This is a genomic window from Kitasatospora purpeofusca (assembly GCF_000718025.1).
In the GTDB taxonomy this organism is placed as follows: domain Bacteria; phylum Actinomycetota; class Actinomycetes; order Streptomycetales; family Streptomycetaceae; genus Kitasatospora; species Kitasatospora purpeofusca.
The window spans coordinates 54,812-71,969 of record NZ_JODS01000038.1 but is presented as its reverse complement, the minus strand read 5'-3'; the positions used below and the strand labels follow the sequence as shown (position 1 = coordinate 71,969).

Annotated in this window: 15 protein-coding genes; 3 read left to right on the top strand and 12 right to left on the bottom strand. The window is 74.9% G+C overall.

The features are described from left to right. Nucleotides 1–3: 3 nt before the first annotated feature. On the bottom strand, nucleotides 4–501 hold the full coding sequence (locus tag IF01_RS0135900; protein ID WP_030397823.1) for a hypothetical protein: 498 nt from the start codon (nucleotides 499–501) through the stop codon (nucleotides 4–6). 114 nt (nucleotides 502–615) lie between these two features. Then, on the bottom strand, nucleotides 616–2,490 hold the full coding sequence (locus IF01_RS48705; protein WP_051756871.1) for a serine/threonine-protein kinase: 1,875 nt from the start codon (nucleotides 2,488–2,490) through the stop codon (nucleotides 616–618). A 143-nt stretch (nucleotides 2,491–2,633) separates the two neighbouring features. On the opposite strand from IF01_RS48705, the gene IF01_RS0135890 reads away from it, so the two are divergent. Then, nucleotides 2,634–3,215 (top strand): GNAT family N-acetyltransferase, encoded by a 582-nt coding sequence (locus IF01_RS0135890; RefSeq protein WP_030397821.1) that lies wholly within the window; start codon nucleotides 2,634–2,636, stop codon nucleotides 3,213–3,215. A gap of 770 nt (nucleotides 3,216–3,985) precedes the next feature. Here IF01_RS0135890 and IF01_RS0135885 read toward each other — a convergent pair. The 4 genes from IF01_RS0135885 to IF01_RS0135870 form a co-directional block, all read right to left on the bottom strand. After that, on the bottom strand, nucleotides 3,986–4,789 hold the full coding sequence (locus IF01_RS0135885; protein WP_037782437.1) for an alpha/beta fold hydrolase: 804 nt from the start codon (nucleotides 4,787–4,789) through the stop codon (nucleotides 3,986–3,988). Further along, nucleotides 4,786–6,027 carry an RNA polymerase sigma factor gene (locus tag IF01_RS0135880; RefSeq protein WP_030397819.1) on the bottom strand — a complete coding sequence of 414 codons (1,242 nt, stop codon included), beginning with the start codon at nucleotides 6,025–6,027 and terminating at the stop codon, nucleotides 4,786–4,788. The genes IF01_RS0135885 and IF01_RS0135880 overlap by 4 nt, the downstream gene beginning before the upstream one ends. Before the next feature lie 101 nt (nucleotides 6,028–6,128). After that, nucleotides 6,129–6,503 (bottom strand): YciI family protein, encoded by a 375-nt coding sequence (locus IF01_RS0135875; RefSeq protein ID WP_030397818.1) that lies wholly within the window; start codon nucleotides 6,501–6,503, stop codon nucleotides 6,129–6,131. Nucleotides 6,504–6,700: 197 nt separating this feature from the next. Continuing rightward, nucleotides 6,701–7,594, bottom strand: coding sequence for a sigma-70 family RNA polymerase sigma factor (locus tag IF01_RS0135870; protein WP_030397817.1), 894 nt, complete (start codon nucleotides 7,592–7,594; stop codon nucleotides 6,701–6,703). Between the two features lie 110 nt (nucleotides 7,595–7,704). Between IF01_RS0135870 and IF01_RS0135865 the strand changes: the two genes are divergently transcribed. Next, entirely contained in the window at nucleotides 7,705–8,175 is a 471-nt protein-coding gene (locus tag IF01_RS0135865; protein WP_233290091.1) for a carboxymuconolactone decarboxylase family protein, read from the top strand. A 24-nt stretch (nucleotides 8,176–8,199) separates the two neighbouring features. Here IF01_RS0135865 and IF01_RS0135860 read toward each other — a convergent pair whose 3' ends face one another. Beyond that, a complete protein-coding gene (locus tag IF01_RS0135860) occupies nucleotides 8,200–9,183 on the bottom strand; it encodes a hypothetical protein (RefSeq protein ID WP_157855448.1) in 984 nt (327 codons plus the stop codon). Between the two features lie 84 nt (nucleotides 9,184–9,267). Between IF01_RS0135860 and pdxR the strand changes: the two genes are divergently transcribed. After that, on the top strand, nucleotides 9,268–11,004 hold the full coding sequence (gene pdxR / locus IF01_RS0135855) for a MocR-like pyridoxine biosynthesis transcription factor PdxR (RefSeq protein ID WP_078880600.1): 1,737 nt from the start codon (nucleotides 9,268–9,270) through the stop codon (nucleotides 11,002–11,004). 18 nt (nucleotides 11,005–11,022) lie between these two features. Here pdxR and IF01_RS48700 read toward each other — a convergent pair whose 3' ends face one another. The 5 genes from IF01_RS48700 to IF01_RS0135830 all read right to left on the bottom strand — a co-directional run bounded on the left by IF01_RS48700 (nucleotide 11,023) and on the right by IF01_RS0135830 (nucleotide 17,111). Continuing rightward, nucleotides 11,023–11,265 carry a DUF6126 family protein gene (locus tag IF01_RS48700; RefSeq protein ID WP_030397813.1) on the bottom strand — a complete coding sequence of 81 codons (243 nt, stop codon included), beginning with the start codon at nucleotides 11,263–11,265 and terminating at the stop codon, nucleotides 11,023–11,025. Between the two features lie 31 nt (nucleotides 11,266–11,296). Next, complete coding sequence (locus IF01_RS0135845; protein ID WP_078880599.1) at nucleotides 11,297–11,989, bottom strand: helix-turn-helix domain-containing protein; 693 nt, start codon at nucleotides 11,987–11,989, stop codon at nucleotides 11,297–11,299. 74 nt (nucleotides 11,990–12,063) lie between these two features. Continuing rightward, nucleotides 12,064–13,803: a pyruvate dehydrogenase gene (locus IF01_RS0135840; RefSeq protein ID WP_094745725.1), complete on the bottom strand. Its 1,740-nt coding sequence runs from the start codon at nucleotides 13,801–13,803 to the stop codon at nucleotides 12,064–12,066. 117 nt (nucleotides 13,804–13,920) lie between these two features. Then, nucleotides 13,921–16,332 (bottom strand): glycoside hydrolase family 65 protein, encoded by a 2,412-nt coding sequence (locus IF01_RS0135835; protein ID WP_030397810.1) that lies wholly within the window; start codon nucleotides 16,330–16,332, stop codon nucleotides 13,921–13,923. Continuing rightward, entirely contained in the window at nucleotides 16,329–17,111 is a 783-nt protein-coding gene (locus IF01_RS0135830) for an HAD family hydrolase (protein ID WP_037782434.1), read from the bottom strand. The genes IF01_RS0135835 and IF01_RS0135830 overlap by 4 nt, the downstream gene beginning before the upstream one ends. Nucleotides 17,112–17,158: the final 47 nt, after the last annotated feature.

Genomic DNA, 17,158 nt, shown 5'->3' with positions numbered 1-17,158 from the left:
CGCTCAGGCCTCGGTGCGGGCCTCGCGCCAGCGCCTCGCGACGACGTCGCTGACGTAATACACGAACTCGCTCCCCCGGCCTTCGCCCGCCGGCACCTCGGTCCACCACATGGGCCAGAACTCCCGCTCGTAGTGGGCCTTCAGGACGCGGGTGAAGCCGGACAGCGCGCCACGCAGCCGGGTGCGGTCGAGCTTCAGCGCCCCGGCCAGGTCGCCGTAGCCCACCCGGGTGCCGGGCCGCTCGGCGAGGATGTCGAGAATGGCCACGACCACCTGGACGGAGTCACGGCGGTCACTGATCAGCGTGCGGAGGTCCTCGACGGTCCACTCGTCGCGGCGGCGCTGCTGCTCGCCCTGCGGGGACCTGATCGCGAGGTCCGCGGCGGTGGACGCGGCGGCGCCCGCGCCGACACCGCTGCGCTCGGCGATGAAGGCGTACACGGCCGGGACGAGGTGGGCCGGCACCGGCACCGACACGTACTCCGGGTTCTCCTGGGACATGACTGGGTCCTCCCCTCCTGCGGCCGCCCCCTGCGGTCGGCCGCAGGACGATCCTGGCACATCGTCAGCGCCGACGTCCAGCCCTTAACAGCCACTAGTAGCCATTAGCGCCCGCTAGGGGATTCGGAACTCCTGGGACTTGTTGCCGGGGGTGCAGGCGGTCATGGTGAGCTGGGCGCCAGCGCCGTTGTCGGTCAGGCAGTTCTGGCCCATGTAGTCCTTCAGGTAGAAGGCCCCGGGGGTGGTCGCGGCCGTGACCGTCCAGTTGGTGAGGAAGCTGAAGCCGCTGGACAGGGCCACCCGGCCGTCCATCTCCTGCACCAGGACGGGGGCGCTCAGCTTGCAGGGGTTGAACTGGTGCCAGCTGCTGGGGACGGTGTGGACCCAGCCGTAGGCGGTCGCGCCGCCCATGACCACGGCCTGGCCGCCGGCGAGGCTGTCCTGGGAGAGACCCATCCGGAGGCCGTCGGCGACATTGGTGATGTAGCCCCAGTTGGTGCCGCCGCAGCCGCTCGCCGGGGCGCCGCCGGGGGCGGTGGTCGCCGGGGGGACAGCGGCCGGGGGCGCGGTGGTCGCGTTGGCGGACGGAGCCGCCGGGGTGGGCTGTTGGGCCGGGGCGGGTGACTGCTGGGGCGGCTGCGGGGCGCTCGGGGCGGCCGACGGGGACCCGCCCGGCCGGGACGCGGAGGCCGGCGGCGGAGTCGTGGGCGGGGCCGTGGGCGGGGTGGTCGACTTCGCGGCCGGCGCGGCCGAGGAGGACGAACCGGTCGGTGCGCCCGGCACGGTCGGGACGGCGGACGGGGTCGGGGCCAGCGCCTGGCCGCCGGTCGGCGACGCGCCCGCCGGCCAGGCGGTCATGGTCACCGTGACCGCGGGCGGCGAACTCGGCTCCTGTGCCTGCGAGGTGAACGGCCCGCGATCGACGAGCAGCACGGTGGCCGTCCCGACCGAGATCACGATCGGCAGGACCACCGGCACCAGGAAACCCCGCCTGCGCGTCCGTCCGGCCGGTTCCGTGCTCGCGACGGGAGCGACGGCGGCAACGGCGGCAACAGGTTCCGCGGGGGCAGCCTCCACGGCCGCAGGCTCCGCGGTGGCAGGCTTCGCGACGGCGGGCTTCGCGACGGCAGGCGCCGGGAGCGCCGACGGCCCTTCGCCGTCCGCCGCCGCCCGGGCCGCCGCCGCCATCGCGGCCGCGTCGGCGAAGCGCTCGCCCGGGTCCTTCGCCAGCGCCGTCGCGACGAACGCGCGCACCGCCGGCGGGATGTCCCCCGGCAGCTCCGGCGCGGGCTCGCGCAGGTGCTTGAGCGCCACTTCCAGCATGCCCCCGCCGGTGAACGGCGGCCTGCCGACGAGCAGTTCGTAGCAGACCACGCCGATCGCGTAGAGATCGACGGCCGGGGTGACCGCCTTGCCCTCGGCCTGTTCCGGAGCCATGTAGAGCGCGGTGCCGATCACCGCGTGCGAGGCCGTGAGCCTGGTCCCGGCCATGGACCGGGCGATGCCGAAGTCCGTGACCGTCACCCGGCCGTCGGCCCGGAGCATGAGGTTGGACGGCTTGACGTCGCGGTGCACGATGCCGCGCCGGTGGGCGGCGTGCAGGGCGTCCAGCGCCTCGGCGAGCAGTCCGAGCGCCCGGGCGGGCGGGAAGGCGCCGTCCGCGGTGAGAACCCGGTCCAGCGGCCGGCCGTCGACCAACTCCATCACCAGGTACGCGAGGCGGTCACCGTCCGCGTCCGGCGGCTCCTCCTCGCCGTAGTCGTGCACGTCGACGATGCCCGGGTGGTCCAGCAGGGCGAGCATGCGTGCCTCGCGGCGGAAGCGTTCGGCGAACATCACGTCCGCCAGCAGCGCCGGGTGGAGGATCTTCACCGCCACCGGCCGCCCGAGCACCGAGTCCTCGGCCCGCCAGACGGCGCCCATCCCGCCGCCGCCGATGCGCTCGGTCAGCGTGTAGCGCCCTCCGAGCACGGTCCCCCGACCGCTCATGCCCGCCCCCGTGTCCTACTCGAACGAACTGTCCGTCTGCCGCTCAGTCTGTCACGCGCCTCCAGACGGGCGGCACCCCCATCGGCCCGCGGTGCCAACGTCGTTGACCAGGCGTCGGACGAGCCCCCGGATACGATCCTCCAGTGAACGACACCGTGGTCCTGCACGTCGACGCCACCCCGTCCGCCCCTGCTCTACTGCTCCGGCCCTGGCGGAGCGAGGACGCGCCCGCACTCGTCGAGGTGTACCGGGACCCGGTGCTGCGCCGCTGGACGACCTCGGTCGTCGACGACGAGGCGGACGCGCTCCGTTGGGTCGGCGCCCAACAGGAGGCCTGGGCTGCGGGGCACCGGTTCTCCTTCGCCGTCCTGGAGGCACGGCCGGGCGCGGAGCCGGAACCGCCGCTGGGCAACCTCGTGCTCAAACGGGTCTCGCCCGGCGGGCCCACCGCCGAGGTCGGCTACTGGACGTCCGCCCCCGCCCGCGGCCGGGGCCTCGCGCCGCGAGCGCTGGAGGCACTCACCGGCTGGGCCTTCGACACCCTGGGCCCGGGCGGGCTCCAGCGGCTCGAACTGCTGCACCAGGTGGACAACGCTGCCTCCTGCCGGGTCGCGGAGAAGAGCGGGTACGCCTTCGAGCGCGTCCTCACCGCGACCCCGCCCGCCTACCCCCTCGACGGCCACCTGCACACCCGGCTGCGACCGGCCACCGAACAGCTCCGGTAGCGGCAACGGTTGCGCGGGAAGTCGGCGGCATCGACTTCCCGCACGGAGAATCGGCACCGCACCCCCGAGAACCCAGGCTTTGCGCCCGCGCAGGAAGTCGGCAGCGTCGACTTCCCGCGCTGCCCACCGCACCCGCACGCACCACCTCCACACCGCACATCGGCCGCCCGAAGCTCGACGGCGGGGAGCCGCGCAGGAAGTCGGAGGAGCCGACTTTCCACGCCGCCCCACCGACAGCACACCCCGAGGAAACCTTTCTGCACGACGCAGCGGCGGCTCAGGGACACAGCGAGCGGGCGACGGCTGCGCAGGAAGTCGGCCGCATCGACTTTCCACGCCGCCCAACGGCACCGCACCGCACGCACCATCTCCGCACCACGGGCGTGACGGCGGGCAGGCGGACGCACAGGAAGTCGGCGAGGCCGACTTTCCACGCCACCGCACCAACACCACACCTCAAGGAAGACCCTTCTGCACGGCTCGGGGGCCCGAGCATGCAGCGGCTGCGCAGGAAGTCGGCAGCGTCGACCTCCCATGCGGAGAATCGGCGCCGCACCCCCGCCGGCCCGGGCTCAGCGCCCGCGCAGGAAGTCGACGGGCCGACTTTCCACTCCACCGCACCAGCACCACACCCAGAGGAAACCTTTCTGCACGCCTCAAAGCCCCGAGGACGCAGCGCGCCGGGCGGCGGCTGCGCGGGAAGTCGGCGGGTCCGACTTCCCGCGCGGCGCGCGCGGGGAGGAACCGGACGGCGTGCGGCCAGGGTCGGGCTAGCGGGAGCCGGCTCCGGTGGTGCAGAAGGCTTCGAGCAACTCCGCCAGGGCATCGGGGCGTTCGAGGTGGAGGTCGTGGGTGGTGCCGGGGATGCTGGTCAGGACGCTGTCGGGGCGGTCGTGGTGCATGCGGGCGAGTTGCTCGGCGTCGATGATGGTGGACTGCGCGAGGACGACCAGGGTGGGGCAGGCGATCCGGCTCCACTCGGGCCACCAGGAGCGGTGGGTGTTGTCGGTGAGGGCCGCCACCATGACGTCGGGGTCGAAGCGCGGGTACCGGCCGCCGGCGCGTTCTTCGAGCCCGGCCGCCCAGGCCTCGCCGACGGGGCCGCCGCCCAGGAACTCGACGGCGGCCGAGGCCGTGGCGAACGGGGTGGGCCAGGAGGCGAACCAGGCGCCGATGTCGGCGACGGTCCGGACCGAGCCGGCGGCCGGTCCGGCCTCGACCATCACCAGGCGCTCGACGAGCTCCGGGTGCGCGGCCGCAGTCAGCATCGCGGCGTGCCCGCCGTAGGACTGGCCGAGCAGGGTCACCGGGCCGAGGTCCAGTTGCTCGATCACGGCGACCACATCGGCGACGTGGGCCGCCCGGGAGACGTCCGCCGGGCGGCGGGTGCTCGCGCCGTGGCCGCGCTGGTCGACGGTGACCACCCGGAACCGCGGCCCGAGCTGCCGGGCGAACGTGTCCCACTCGCCCCCGTACCCGGCCAGGCCGTGCAGCAGGAGCAGCGGCGGGCCGTCGCCGCCCCGGTCGTGGCAGACGAGGGTGACGTCGTCGCGGATCACGGTGCGTTCGGTCATGGCTGCGAGGTCTCCAGTCGGCGGGCCCGCTCGGTGAGGTGGCGGCGTTCGGGGGCGCTGGTGGCGCGGCGGGCGGCCTCGCGGTAGGCGGTGGCGGCCGTCGGGTCGCCGAGCAGTTCCATCAGGTGGGCGCGGGTGGCGAGGAGGCGGTGGTGGTGGGCGAGGCGCCGGTCCTGCTCCAGTGCGGCGAGCGCGGCCAGGCCGGCCGCCGGGCCGTCGACCAGGGCGAGGGCGACGGCCCGGTTGAGGGTGACGAAGGGGTTGGCGCCGAAGCCCTCGAGCACGTCGTAGAGGGCGAGGATCTGCGGCCAGTCCGTGGACTCCGCGTCCGGCGCCTCGTCGTGGACGGCGGCGATCGCGGCCTGGACCTGGTAGGGACCGACCGGGCCGCGCGGCAGGGTCCGGCCGATCAGGTCCACGCCCTCCTCCACCAGGGGCCGGTTCCACCGGGAACGGTCCTGCTCCGCCAGCGGCACCAGGACCCCGCCCGGGCCGGTGCGGGCGGGGCGGCGGGCGTCGGTGAGCAGCATGAGGGCGAGCAGTCCGGCGGTCTCGGGGTCGTCCGGGGCCAGCCGGAGCAGGAGCCGGGCCAGCCGGATCGCCTCGGTGGACAGTTCGGGGGCGGTCAGGTCCTCGCCGCCGCTGGTGGTGTAGCCCTCGTTGAAGATCAGGTAGAGGACCTGGCGGACCTCGGCGAGGCGCTCGGCCTGCTGCCGGGCGGGCAGGCCGGAGGAGCGGACGGTCTGCTTCGCCCGGCTGATCCGCTGGGCCATCGTCGACTCGGGCACCAGGAACGCGGCCGCGATCTGGGCCGTCGTCAGACCGCCGACGGCGCGCAGGGTGAGGGCGATCCGGCTGGGCGCGGACAGTTCGGGGTGGCAGCAGAGGAACAGCAGGTGCAGGGAGTCGTCCCGGTCGGCGTCGGCCGCCGCGTCGGGGGCGGGGCCGAGCAGGGCCGACTGCGGGGTGGCGAGGGCGAGGGCGTCCTCGCGGCGGCGCCGGGCCGCCTCGCTGCGGACGGCGTCGACCAGCCGCCGGGAGGCGACCGTCACCAGCCAGCCGCGCGGGTTCTCCGGCAGGCCGTCGGCCGGCCACTGGGTGGCGGCGGCCAGCAGGGCCTCCTGCACGGCGTCCTCGCAGGCGTCGAACAGGCCCCGGCCGTGGCGGCGCACCAGCGCCCCGAGGGCCTGCGGCGCGAGTTCGCGCAGCAGACCCTCGAGGCCGCCCGGTTCGCGCAGCAGACCCTCAAGGCCGCCCGGTTCGCGCAGCAGGCCGTCGGAGCGGCCCGGTTCGCCCAACAGGCCGTCGGAGCCGCCCAAGGCGGGGAGTGGACCGCCGCTCACACGTCCGCCGTGTCGGGGGACGGGGACTCGTGCAGGATCGGCCACAGCTCCACCGGGTCGACGTCCGCGTACGGCATGTCGGCGGCGATCCGCTGGGCGCGCTCCAGGCTCTCGCAGTCGAGCACGTAGAAGCTGGCCAGGTACTCCTTGGTCTCCAGGTACGGGCCGTCGGTGACGACCGGCAGGCCCTCGGCGCGGCGGACCAGTTGGGCGGCGGCCGCGTCGGCGAGGCCGTAGGCGCCGAGGAGTTCGCCGGTCTCGCGGTACTTGGTGTTGAAGGCCTCCTGCTTGGCGATCGCCGCCGGCCACTCCTCGGCCGGGAACGCGTCCCACTTCGCCTGGTTGCCGTAGATCATGGCGATGTACTTCATCTCGGGTGTCCTCCCGGTCCGTGCGCCCCGTTCGGCGCGCTCTCACCCTTCGGTCGGAGCGGGCCGCGGGGCCTCGACATCCCTGGACAAGATCTTTTCGACATCCTGCCGCACGGGGACGACGGGGGGTAGGGGTGTGCCGCCGGCCGGGCCGCGGGGGTGTCCCACGGCCCGGCCGACGGCGTCGGACGGCCGCGTCAGGCGGCCGACAGGCCGAGCCGCTCCAGCCGCTCCGGGTCGGTGAAGATGTCGAGTTCGACGACCTTGCCGCCGCGCACGGTGAACACCGCGAGCGAGAGCGGGCGGCCGTCGAGGAAGCTGGCCACCGCCGGCTCCCCGTTGACCAGCACCATCCGGGACTCGCCGGTGAACTGCGACCCGAACAGGCTCGCCCCGCTCGCCACCTCGGTCGCGCCGCGCCGGAGCGTGGCGGGGCGCAGGGTGCCGCCGTCCGAGCGGGCCACCACATCGGGGTCGAGGACGGCGAGCAGCGCCTCGAAGTCCCCGCCGCGGGCGGCGGTCAGGAACGCCCGCACCACCTCGCGGCGCAGCGCCAGGTCGGCGTCCGGCGCGGGTGCGGCGCCCTGGACCCGGCGCCGGGCGCGGCTGGCGAGCTGGCGGGTGGAGGCGGCGGTGCGGCCGAGGATCGGGGCGATCTCGTCGAACGGCACCGAGAACATGTCGTGCAGGACGAAGGAGAGCCGCTCCGCCGGTGCCAGCGTCTCCAGGACGATCATCAGCGCGATGCCGACCGAGTCGGCCGTGAGTATCTCCTGCTCGGGGTCGAGGGCCCGGATTCCGCCGATGATCGGATCGGGCAGTCGGACCTCCTGGCCGTCCTGGTGCTCCAGCGGGTCCTCGCGCCGGGCCGCCCGCGAGCGCAGCAGGTCCAGGCAGACCCGTCCGACCACGGTGGTCAGCCAGCCGGCCAGGTTGGCCACCTCGCTCACGTCCGAGCGGCTCAGCTTGAACCAGGCCTCCTGCACCGCGTCCTCGGCCTCGCTCAGCGAGCCGAGCATCCGGTAGGCCACCGCCCGGAGATGGGGCCGGTGCTCCTCGAAGCGGGCCGCCAGAAAGTCTTCCCCGTCCACCTGTCACATCCTCGCGTCGGGATCCGTCAGTTCTTTGACGGACGTTAACCGCTCCGCGTGACGAGGACGCGGACGGCCCGGCCCCAGAACCAGACCCGGAGGATCCACCGATGACCACCCACACCGCCCGCATGAAGAACCCCGCCATGGTCCTGCCGGACGCCATGAAGGGCATCCAGAGCATCTACAAGGCGATGTACCAGGGCGGGGTCCCGCACCGGATCCTGGAGCTGGTGCACCTGCGGGCCAGCCAGATCAACGGGTGCAGCGCCTGCGTGTTCGCCGGCGTCACCGGGGCCAAGAAGGCCGGGGAGACGGACGAGCGGCTGCACGCCGTCGCCGCCTGGCGGGAGGCTCCGTTCTTCGACGAGGAGGAGCGGGCCGCGCTCGAACTCACCGAGGCGGCGACCCGGATCGCCGACCGTTCCGGCCAGGCGGTGCCGGACGCGGTCTGGGACGCGGCGGCGGACCACTTCAACGAGGAGCAGCTCTCGGCGATCATCCTGATGATCGGGCTGACGAACTTCTTCAACCGGATCAACGCGACCGTCCAGGAGCCGGCCGGCGCGACCTGGAGCTGAACCGGGTCCGGGCCGGGATCAGGATCAGGGCTGGCGGCCGCGGGCGGAGGTCGGGGGGCGGCGCGGGCCGCGGGCGGACGGGGCCGGACCGCCGACCGGGCGCGGACGCGGGGCCGGGGACGGGGCCGGGGACGGGGTCCGGGCGGCGCCGAGGGCGGACTGGCGGCGCTGGATCTCCCGCCAGATCCGCGGCGGGCACGGGCCCTGCGGGTGGTCGGAGAGGAAGCTCTCGTAGGGCACCCGGCGCGGGGCCATCCCGATCTCGACCCAGGAGGCCTTGCCGGTGCGGTCCCAGCCCTCGTTCTCCATCCGGATGTAGTCGTCCCGGTGGTCCTTGTCCTTGCTGGTGATCTGCAGCACCTCGGCGTAGCCGGACCGGGTGCCGACCACGACGCAGTAGTGCCGGGCGGCCTCCGCCCGGTCCCGGAACGGCACCATCGCCACCCACACCTCCCCCGCCGAGGGCCGGGAGACGGTGGTGGTGCGGGTGGCGGAACGCCCGGTACCGGCGCGGGCCGGGCGGACCGGCGGCCGCACCAGCAGGTCGCCGGACCAGGCGCGGACCGAGGTCCGCCACCCCCAGGCGAAGGCCCCGACGGCGAGGCACTGCAGCGCGTAGCCGTTCGCCGCGGCCGGGTCCTGGGTGCCGAGGAGCTTCGGCACCGCGTACACGCCGACCAGGTGGGCGAGCAGCGAGCAGGCGCCGGCCAGTACGGCCGCCCGGGCGGGCACCACCCAGGGCGCGACCCGGCGGCGGCCCCGGGCGGCCTGCCAGTCCAGCAGCAGGGCGACCGCGCAGGAGACGGCGACCAGGATCGCGACCTGCCCCGGGGTGACGTGCTGGGGCGGGGTCTGGGCGCCCATCAGGGCCGGCAGCAGGACCGGCAGGGCCAGCGGGTAGCCCAGCACCGCGCAGCAGAGCAGCATCAGGAAGGCGCCGAGGCAGCCCCCGCCGCCGGGGCGCCTTCTTCGCCGCGGAACCGCTGAACTCCCGTACTGGTAAGCCATGTTCGCCACCCCCACCGCGGTCGTGCGTCCGGCGCAATGTATCGGAGATCCGCGGGCCGCGGGGGGCGCGGGGATAATCCCGCCATGAGCCGCCCCCGAACGACCCCCGGCCCCGTGCCGAGCGCCCCCCGGAACGCTCCCGACACCCCCAGGAGCGCCCCCCGGGACACCTCCGCCGCCGCTCCCGACGTCTCCCCCGCAGCCGCTCCCGACGTCTCCCCCGAGGTCTCCCCCGATGCGCCGCGCGAGGCCCGCGGCGCCCGGGCCCGCGCCAACGCGCCGTGGACGGCGTTCGGCGGCGACCTGCACCTCGACCTCACCGAACGCCGGGCCGCCGGGGCCGGGCTGCGCGCCGCCCTGGAGGACGCGCTGCGCGAGGCCGTCCAGGACGGTCGGCTCGCCCCGGGCACCCGGTTGCCGTCCTCCCGGGCGCTCGGCGAGGACCTCGGCATCGCCCGCAACACCGTCGTCGAGGCGTACGGGCAGCTGACCGCCGAGGGCTGGCTCGGCTCGCGGCCGGGCTCCGGCACCACGGTCGCCGAACGCGCCGCGCCCCGGCCCGCCGGGCGCCCCGCCACCGTCCGCGCCGACCGCCGCCCCACCGGGCGGCACGACCTGCTCGCCGGGCGGCCCGACCTCTCGCTGTTCCCGCGCAGCGCCTGGTTGGCCAGCGCCCGCCGGGCCCTGGCCGTCGCCCCGCACGACGCCTTCGACTACGGCTCGCCGCTCGGCCGGATCGAGCTGCGGCAGGCGCTCAGCGACTACCTGGCCCGGGTCCGGGGCGTGCGCACCGACCCGGACCGGCTGCTGGTGTGCGCCGGCTTCGGCCAGGGCCTCGGCCTGCTGGCCGCCGCGCTGCGCGGGCGAGGGGCGGGCCGGATCGCGGTCGAGGGCTACGGCCTGCCGCCGCAGCGCGAGGTGCTGCGCGCGGCCGGGCTCGGCCTCGCCCCGCTGCCGCTGGACTGCAACGGGGCCCGGACCGACCTGCTGGACGACCTGGGCGGGGCGGGCGGGACCGCGGAGCACCTGGGGGCGGTGCTGCTCACCCCGGCCCACCAGTTCCCGAGCGGCGCCGCGCTGGCCGCCGACCGCCGGGCGGCGGCCGTCCGCTGGGCCCGCGAGCGGGACGGGTACGTGATCGAGGACGACTACGACGGCGAGTTCCGCTACGACCGGCAGCCGCTGGGCGCGATGCAGGCGCTCGACCCGGACCGCGTGGTGTACGGCGGCACCGCCGCCAAGAGCCTGGCCCCCGGACTGCGGCTGGCCTGGCTGGCCCTCCCGGACGAGCTGGTCGAACCGGTCGCCCGGCTCAAGGCCCTGGCGGACACCATGAGCCCGGTGACCGACCAGCTGACCTTCGCCGAGCTGATCACCTCGGGCCGCTACGACCGGCATGTGCGGCGCTGCCGGCTGCACTACCGGCGCCGCCGGGACCTGCTGGTCGCGGCGCTCGCCGAGCGGGCCCCGCAGGTCCGGGTCACCGGGATCGCCGCCGGGCTGCACGCCGTCCTGCAGCTGCCGCCGGGCTCCCGTCCGGAGGCGGAGCTGCTGGAGCGGGCCCGCGCGGCCGGCCTGGTGCTCACCGGGCTCGACTGGTACCGGGCCCGGCCGGACGCCGAACGGGCCCTGGACCTGTCCGCCGCACCGGACGCCCGGCCGGACGCCGCACCGCACAACGCATCCGACACCTCGCCGAACGACACACCGGGCGACGCACCGGACGCCCCGCCGGCCCTGGTCGTCGGCTACGCGACCCCGTCCGACCACGCCTTCCCGGCCGCCCTGGACGCCCTCTGCGGGATCCTCCGCGAGAGCTGAACCACCCTCGGCGGCGGGCTACTTGTTGCGGTTGCCCAGCTCGAAGAGGAGCAGGATGAAGCCGGCGAAGGCATGGGTGGCGACGGTGTAGATCACCAGGCGGACGCCGATGCGGCGGTTGGCCTGCTTGCCCGCGTCGATGGTCTTGGCCGGCTTCGCGCGCACGGCCGCGGGTGCGGGCACCCCGGCGGCGGCGGGGGCGGGGGCGACTGCGGCGGGGGCGGACACAGCCCCGGTCTCGGTGGTGGTGGGATCGGCCATGGGGATCTCCTCCGGATGTCCTGACGTCGGGTCAGTGGTGCGGGGCGGCGGGGCCGCCGCCGAGGCAGAGTTCGCCGCCGGGGCTCTGCAGCAGGGTGTGCATGAAGAGCAGCTCGACCCCGGACGAGGAGTCGGCGGCGATGCAGTGCGGGGTGAGCGAGTCGAAGTGCGCCGAGTCGCCCTCGTCGAGCAGGTGGACCCGCTCGCCGAGGGTCAGCCGGAGCCGGCCGCGGAGCACGTACAGCCACTCCTCGCCCGGGTGGACCCGGACCACCGCGTCCTGCACGCCCGGGGGGACGTGCACGCGCAGCGCCTGCATCGCCCGGCCGGGCGCGCCGGCCCGCCGGTAGCCCCAGCCGCCGGCCCGGCCCGGTTCGATCGCGCCGCCGCGCACCACCGGGTCGGGCTCGGTGAACGCCTCGCCGAGCAGACCGGAGACGGAGGTGCCGTACGCGCGGGCGAGGCCGAGCAGGACGGGCAGGGAGGGCTGTCGGCGCCCGGTCTCCAGTCGGGACAAGTAGGCTGGGGAGAGACCGACCCGGGCGGCGGCGACCTCCAGCGTGAGGCGGCTGCCGAGCCGGTGCTCACGCAGCCTCAGGGCGAGGCCGGCCACCTCCGGCGTCTCGTGGTCGTCCGCGGGGGCGACCGGGACGGCGGCGGCGGAACTGCCGGGTTCGGCGGGAGCGCCGGGGTCGGCGGGCGGACCGGCTGGGCTGGTGGTCATGTGCCCAGTGGACACCTCTTGTGCCGCCCGGGCAAACTTTTTGCCCAAGAGGCAAAAGACCCCGGAGTCGAGGGCTACGGCCGGGGGATGTTCCGCAGATTGGACCGGGCCAGGTCGATCATCCGCCCGACCCCGCCCGCCAGCACCGTACGGCCTGCGGCCAGCGCGAAGCCCTTCAGCTGGGCCGCGGTGATGTGCGGCGGCACGGACAGCGCGTTCGGGTCGGTGACCACGTCCACCAGGGCCGGGCCGGGCCGTTCCAGCGCCTCCGCCAGGACCTCCCGCACCCGCGCCGGCTCGGTGACCCGCTTGGCCGGGATGCCCATCGCCCGGGCGATCCCGGCGTAGTCGACGTCCCCGTTGTCGACCTCCGACTCCGGGTAGCCGGAGACCAGCATCTCCAGCTTGATCATGCCGAGCGCGCCGTTGTTGAAGACCACGGTCTTCACCGGCAGCCGGTGCCTGGCCACCGTGAGCAGCTCGCCGAGCAGCATCGACAGCCCGCCGTCGCCCGACATCGCCACCACCTGCCGCCCGGGGAAGGCGAGTTGGGCGCCGATCGCGTGCGGGAGGGCGTTGGCCATCGACCCGTGCAGGAAGGAGCCGATCACCCGGCGGCGCCCGTTGGGCTGCAGGTAGCGGGCGGCCCAGACGTTGTTCATGCCGGTGTCGACGGTGAAGACCGCGTCCTCGGCGGCCACCTCGTCCAACACCGAGGCCACGTACTCCGGGTGGATCGGCAGGTGCTTCCCGATGTCCCGGGTGTAGGCGCCGACCACGTCCTCCAGCGCCCGGTAGTGGCGGCCCAGCATGTCGTCGAGGAAGGTCCGGTCGGTCTTCCGCTCCAGCAGCGGCAGGACCGCCCGCAGGGTGGCCGGGACGTCGCCGTGCACGGCGAGGTCCAGCGCCGTCCGGCGGCCGAGCCGGGTGGCGTCGTGGTCCACCTGGACGGTGCGGGCCTGGGGCAGGAAGGAGTCGTAGGGGAAGTCGGTGCCGAGCAGCAGGACGAGGTCGGCGGAGTGCAGGGCCTCGTGGCAGGCGCCGTAGCCGAGCAGGCCGCTCATCCCGACGTCGTACGGGTTGTCGTACTGGATCCACTCCTTGCCGCGCAGGGAGTGCCCGACCGGCGCGCACAGGGTGGCCGCGAGCTCCATCACCTCGGTGTGCGCCTCGCGGACGCCCGCGCCGCAGAAAAGCGCCACCCTGGGCGCGGCGTTGAGCACCCGGGCCAGCTCCTGCACCTGGGACCAGGGCGGGGCGGCGACGGCCCGTTCGGTGAGGAAGTGGCTGCTGCCGGTCGGGGCGGCGGCGGACAGCGCCGCCACGTCGCCGGGGAAGGCCAGCACCGAGACCTCCCGGGCGCCGAGGGCGTGCTGGATCGCGATCCGCAGCAGCCGGGGCATCTGGGCGGCGGTGGAGAGCATCTCGCACCAGCCGCTGCAGTCGGTGAACACCCGCTCGGGGTGGGTCTCCTGGAAGAAGCCGGTGCCGATCTGGCCGGACGGGATGTGCGAGGCCAGGGCGAGCACGGGCACGCCGCTGCGCTGCGCGTCGTAGAGGCCCTGGACGAGGTGGGTGTTGCCGGGGCCGCAGGAGCCGGCGCAGACCGCGAGGCGGCCGGTCAGCTCGGCCTCGGCGGCGGCCGCGAAGGCACCGGCCTCCTCGTTGCGGACGTGCACCCAGGCGATGCCGTCCGTCCGGCGGATGGCGTCCACCACCGGGTTCAGGCTGTCGCCGACCACGCCGTAGACCCGCTCCACACCGGCCTGCCGGAGCACCGCCACCATCTGCTCGGCCACACTCACCACGGGGATCTCCTGCCGTCGGGGACTGCCGGGGACGCACGACACCAGCACCCTCCGCCGCCCCGCCGTCCCCCGCACCCCGGGGCGGCCGTCGGAGTGAGGGAGGCGGCGGAGAAGGTGCCGCGGCTACTCGGCGGCGAGGTGGTCCGGGCCGGAGGAGATGCGGCCGCCGGGGACGCCCGCCTGGGGCTGGCGGCGGGCCGGTTCGCGGCCGGGCGGCTGGGCGCAGCGCTCCTGCGCGGGCGGCGCGGTGGTCGGCAGCGAGACCGGCTCGCCGGCCTTCACCTGCACCGGCTCCCCGTCGTGCCGCAGGTGGATCACGTCGCCCCGGCGCAGCGTGTACGTGGTCTCGTCGTGGTCGATCCGCACCTGCAGCAGCTTGCCCCGGATCAGCAGCGAGAAGCCGATCCGGGTCAGCCCGGAGGGCAGCCTGGGCCGGAACCACAGCGCCTCGCCGTGGTCCCGCAGTCCGCCGAAGCCCGCCACCAGCGCGATGCAGGCCCCGGCGAGCGAGGCCATGTGCAGGCCGTCCCGGGTGTTGCCGCCGAGGTCGTGGAGGTCCATCAGGGCGGCCTCGGCGGTGTAGTCGTACGCGAGGTCGAGCTGCCCGACCTCGGCGGCGATCACCGCCTGGGTGCACGCGGAGAGCGAGGAGTCGCGGACGGTCAGCCGCTCGTAGTAGGCGAAGTTGCGGGCCTTCTGCTCGTCGGTGAACGCGTCGCCGCGGACCTGCATGGCGAGCACCAGGTCGGCCTGCTTGACCACCTGCTTCCGGTACAGGTCGAAGTACGGGTAGTGCAGCAGCAGCGGGTAGTTCTCCGCCGGGGTGTTCTCGAAGTCCCAGACCTGGTGGTCGGTGAAGCCGTCGGCCTGCGGGTGGACGCCGAGGTTGGCGTCGTACGGGACGAACATCGCCGCGGCGGCGTCCCGCCAGGCCGCCGTCTCCTCGGTGTCGACGCCGAGCGCCGCGGCCTCGCGCGGGTGCCGGGCGGCGGACTCGGCGGCGGCCAGCAGGTTCGTCTGCGCCATCAGGTTGGTGTAGACGTTGTTGTCGGCGACGGCGCTGTACTCGTCGGGGCCGGTCACGCCCTCGATCCGGAACCGGCCGGCGGCGTCGTGGTGGCCGAGCGAGCGCCACATCCGGGCCGTCTCGACCAGGAGTTCGAGCCCGTACTCGCGCTCGAACTCGACGTCCCCGCTGGTCCGGACGTAGCGGGCGACGGCGACCGCGATGTCCGCGCCGATGTGGAACGCGGCGGTGCCGGCCGGCCAGTAGCCGGAGCACTCCTCGCCGCGGATCGTCCGCCAGGGGAACACCGCCCCGGCCAGGCCGAGCTGGACGGCGCGCTCGCGGGCCATCGGCAGGGTGGTGTGCCGCCAGCGCAGGGCCTGGGTGACGGCGGAGGGCAGGCAGTAGGTGAGCACCGGCAGGACGAAGGCCTCGGTGTCCCAGAAGCTGTGCCCGTCGTAGCCGGGGCCGGTCAGCCCCTTGGCCGGGATGGCGCGCTCCTCGCTCCGGGCGCCGGCCTGGAGGACGTGGAAGAGGGCGAACCTGACGGCCTGCTGGAGTTCGACGTCGCCGTCGATCTCGACATCGCTGGTCTCCCAGAACTCCCTCAGGTATTCGGCCTGTTCGGCGACCAGGTCGTCCCAGCCGGTGTACCGGGCGGCGGTGAGCGCGGCCTCCACCTGGTCCCGGACGGCGGGCAGCGAGCGGGTCGCGGACCAGCCGTAGGCCATGAACTTCACCAGCCGCAGCCGCTCGCCGGGGCGGAGCACGGTGGTGACGCTGATCCGGCAGTGGTCGTCCTCCGCCTCGGCGACGGTGTCCAGCCGGTCCGGCCCCTCGATCACATGGTCCATGCCGGCGGCGACCCGGATGCCGCTGTAGCGGGTGCGGTGCACCAGCACCGCCTTCGTCCCGCCGGCGTGGTTGGCCTCGGCGATCAGCGGGGCCTCCAGGACGGCGGCGGCCCGCGGGTCGCCGTCGGCGCCGCCGGGCAGCTGCTCGTTGGCCACGAGTTCGCTCTGCAGCACGATCCGGACCGGGGCGTCCACCGCCTCCACGGTGTACTCGATCGCGGCGACCGCCCGCTGGGTGAGCGAGACCAGCCGGGTGGAGTCGACCCGGACGGTCCGCCCGGCCGGGGAGGTCCACTCGGCGGACCGCCGCAGCAGGCCGTCGCGGAAGTCCAACCAGCGGCGGTGGCTGACCAGTTCGCCGTACCGGAGGTCGAAGGGCTCGTCGTCCACCAGCAGTCGGACGATCTTGCCGTTGGTCACGTTGATGACGCTCTGGCTGGACTCCGGGTAGCCGTAGCCGCCCTCGCCGTACGGCATCGGGCGCAGCTCGAAGACACCGTTCAGGTAGGTGCCGGGCAGGCCGTGCGGCTCGCCCTCGTCGAGGTTGGCGCGCAGCCCGATGTGGCCGTTGGAGAGCGCGAACACGGATTCGGCGCGGGCCATCGAGGTGAGGTCGAGGCCCGGTTCGACGACCTGCCACGGGTCGACGACGAAGGGCTGCTCCTGGCCGCTCATGCCGGTGTCTCCTCGGGCTTGCCGGGGGCCTGCGGCCCGGGGTCGGGGATCAGTTCGGCGAGGTCCTGGACCACCACGGTGGCGCCGTCGCGGCGCAGTTCGGCGGCCTGGCCGACCCGGTCCACCCCGACCACCGCGCCGAAGCCGCCGGCCCGGCCGGAGGCGACCCCGGCCAGCGCGTCCTCGAACACGGCGGCGTGCGCGGGCTCGACGCCCAGGGCCCGGGCGGCGGCCAGGTAGGTGTCCGGCGCGGGCTTGCCCGGCAGTCCGTCCCGGGTGGCGACGAGGCCGTCCACGATCACGTCGAAGTAGCCCTCGATGCCCGCGGCGCGCAGCACGTCCCGGCAGTTGGCGCTGGACGAGACCACGGCGGTGGGCAGGCCGAGCGCGCGCAGCCGGCGCACGTAGTCGACCGAGCCCCGGTACGGGGCGACGCCCTGCTCGCGGATCATCCGCAGCACGGTGTCGTTCTTGGCCCGGCTGATGCCCTGCACGGTGCGGGTGCCCGGCGGGTCGGTGTCGGTGCCCTCGGGCAGCTCGATCCCCCGGCTGTCGAGGAAGGCGCGGGTGCCGTCGAGTCTGGGCCGCCCGTCCACGTACGCGTCGTAGTCGGCGACGGCGTCGAAGGGGGTGAACGGCCCGCCGGTGCGCGCGGCTTCGGCGCGCAGGAAGTTGTCGAAGGTGTCCTTCCAGGCCGCGGCGTGCACCGTGGCGGTCTGGGTGAGCACCCCGTCGAGGTCGAACAGGAAAGCGCGGATGTCGTCCGGTAGCCCCAGCATGGGTGCAGTCTTACCCCGCAGAGCGCGTTCGACCGCCCATTCCCGGC

Excerpts from the sequence above, each read along its gene's own strand:
- IF01_RS0135845 (WP_078880599.1), bottom strand. The coding sequence starts at position 11,989 with ATGACCACCAGCCCAGCCGGTCCGCCCGCCGACCCCGGCGCTCCCGCC.
- pdxR (WP_078880600.1), top strand. The coding sequence starts at position 9,268 with ATGAGCCGCCCCCGAACGACCCCCGGCCCCGTGCCGAGCGCCCCCCGG.
- IF01_RS48705 (WP_051756871.1), bottom strand. The coding sequence starts at position 2,490 with ATGAGCGGTCGGGGGACCGTGCTCGGAGGGCGCTACACGCTGACCGAG.
- IF01_RS0135835 (WP_030397810.1), bottom strand. The coding sequence starts at position 16,332 with ATGAGCGGCCAGGAGCAGCCCTTCGTCGTCGACCCGTGGCAGGTCGTC.
- IF01_RS0135860 (WP_157855448.1), bottom strand. The coding sequence starts at position 9,183 with ATGGCTTACCAGTACGGGAGTTCAGCGGTTCCGCGGCGAAGAAGGCGC.
- IF01_RS0135830 (WP_037782434.1), bottom strand. The coding sequence starts at position 17,111 with ATGCTGGGGCTACCGGACGACATCCGCGCTTTCCTGTTCGACCTCGAC.
- IF01_RS48700 (WP_030397813.1), bottom strand. The coding sequence starts at position 11,265 with ATGGCCGATCCCACCACCACCGAGACCGGGGCTGTGTCCGCCCCCGCC.
- IF01_RS0135875 (WP_030397818.1), bottom strand. The coding sequence starts at position 6,503 with ATGAAGTACATCGCCATGATCTACGGCAACCAGGCGAAGTGGGACGCG.
- IF01_RS0135900 (WP_030397823.1), bottom strand. The coding sequence starts at position 501 with ATGTCCCAGGAGAACCCGGAGTACGTGTCGGTGCCGGTGCCGGCCCAC.
- IF01_RS0135865 (WP_233290091.1), top strand. The coding sequence starts at position 7,705 with ATGACCACCCACACCGCCCGCATGAAGAACCCCGCCATGGTCCTGCCG.
- IF01_RS0135885 (WP_037782437.1), bottom strand. The coding sequence starts at position 4,789 with ATGACCGAACGCACCGTGATCCGCGACGACGTCACCCTCGTCTGCCAC.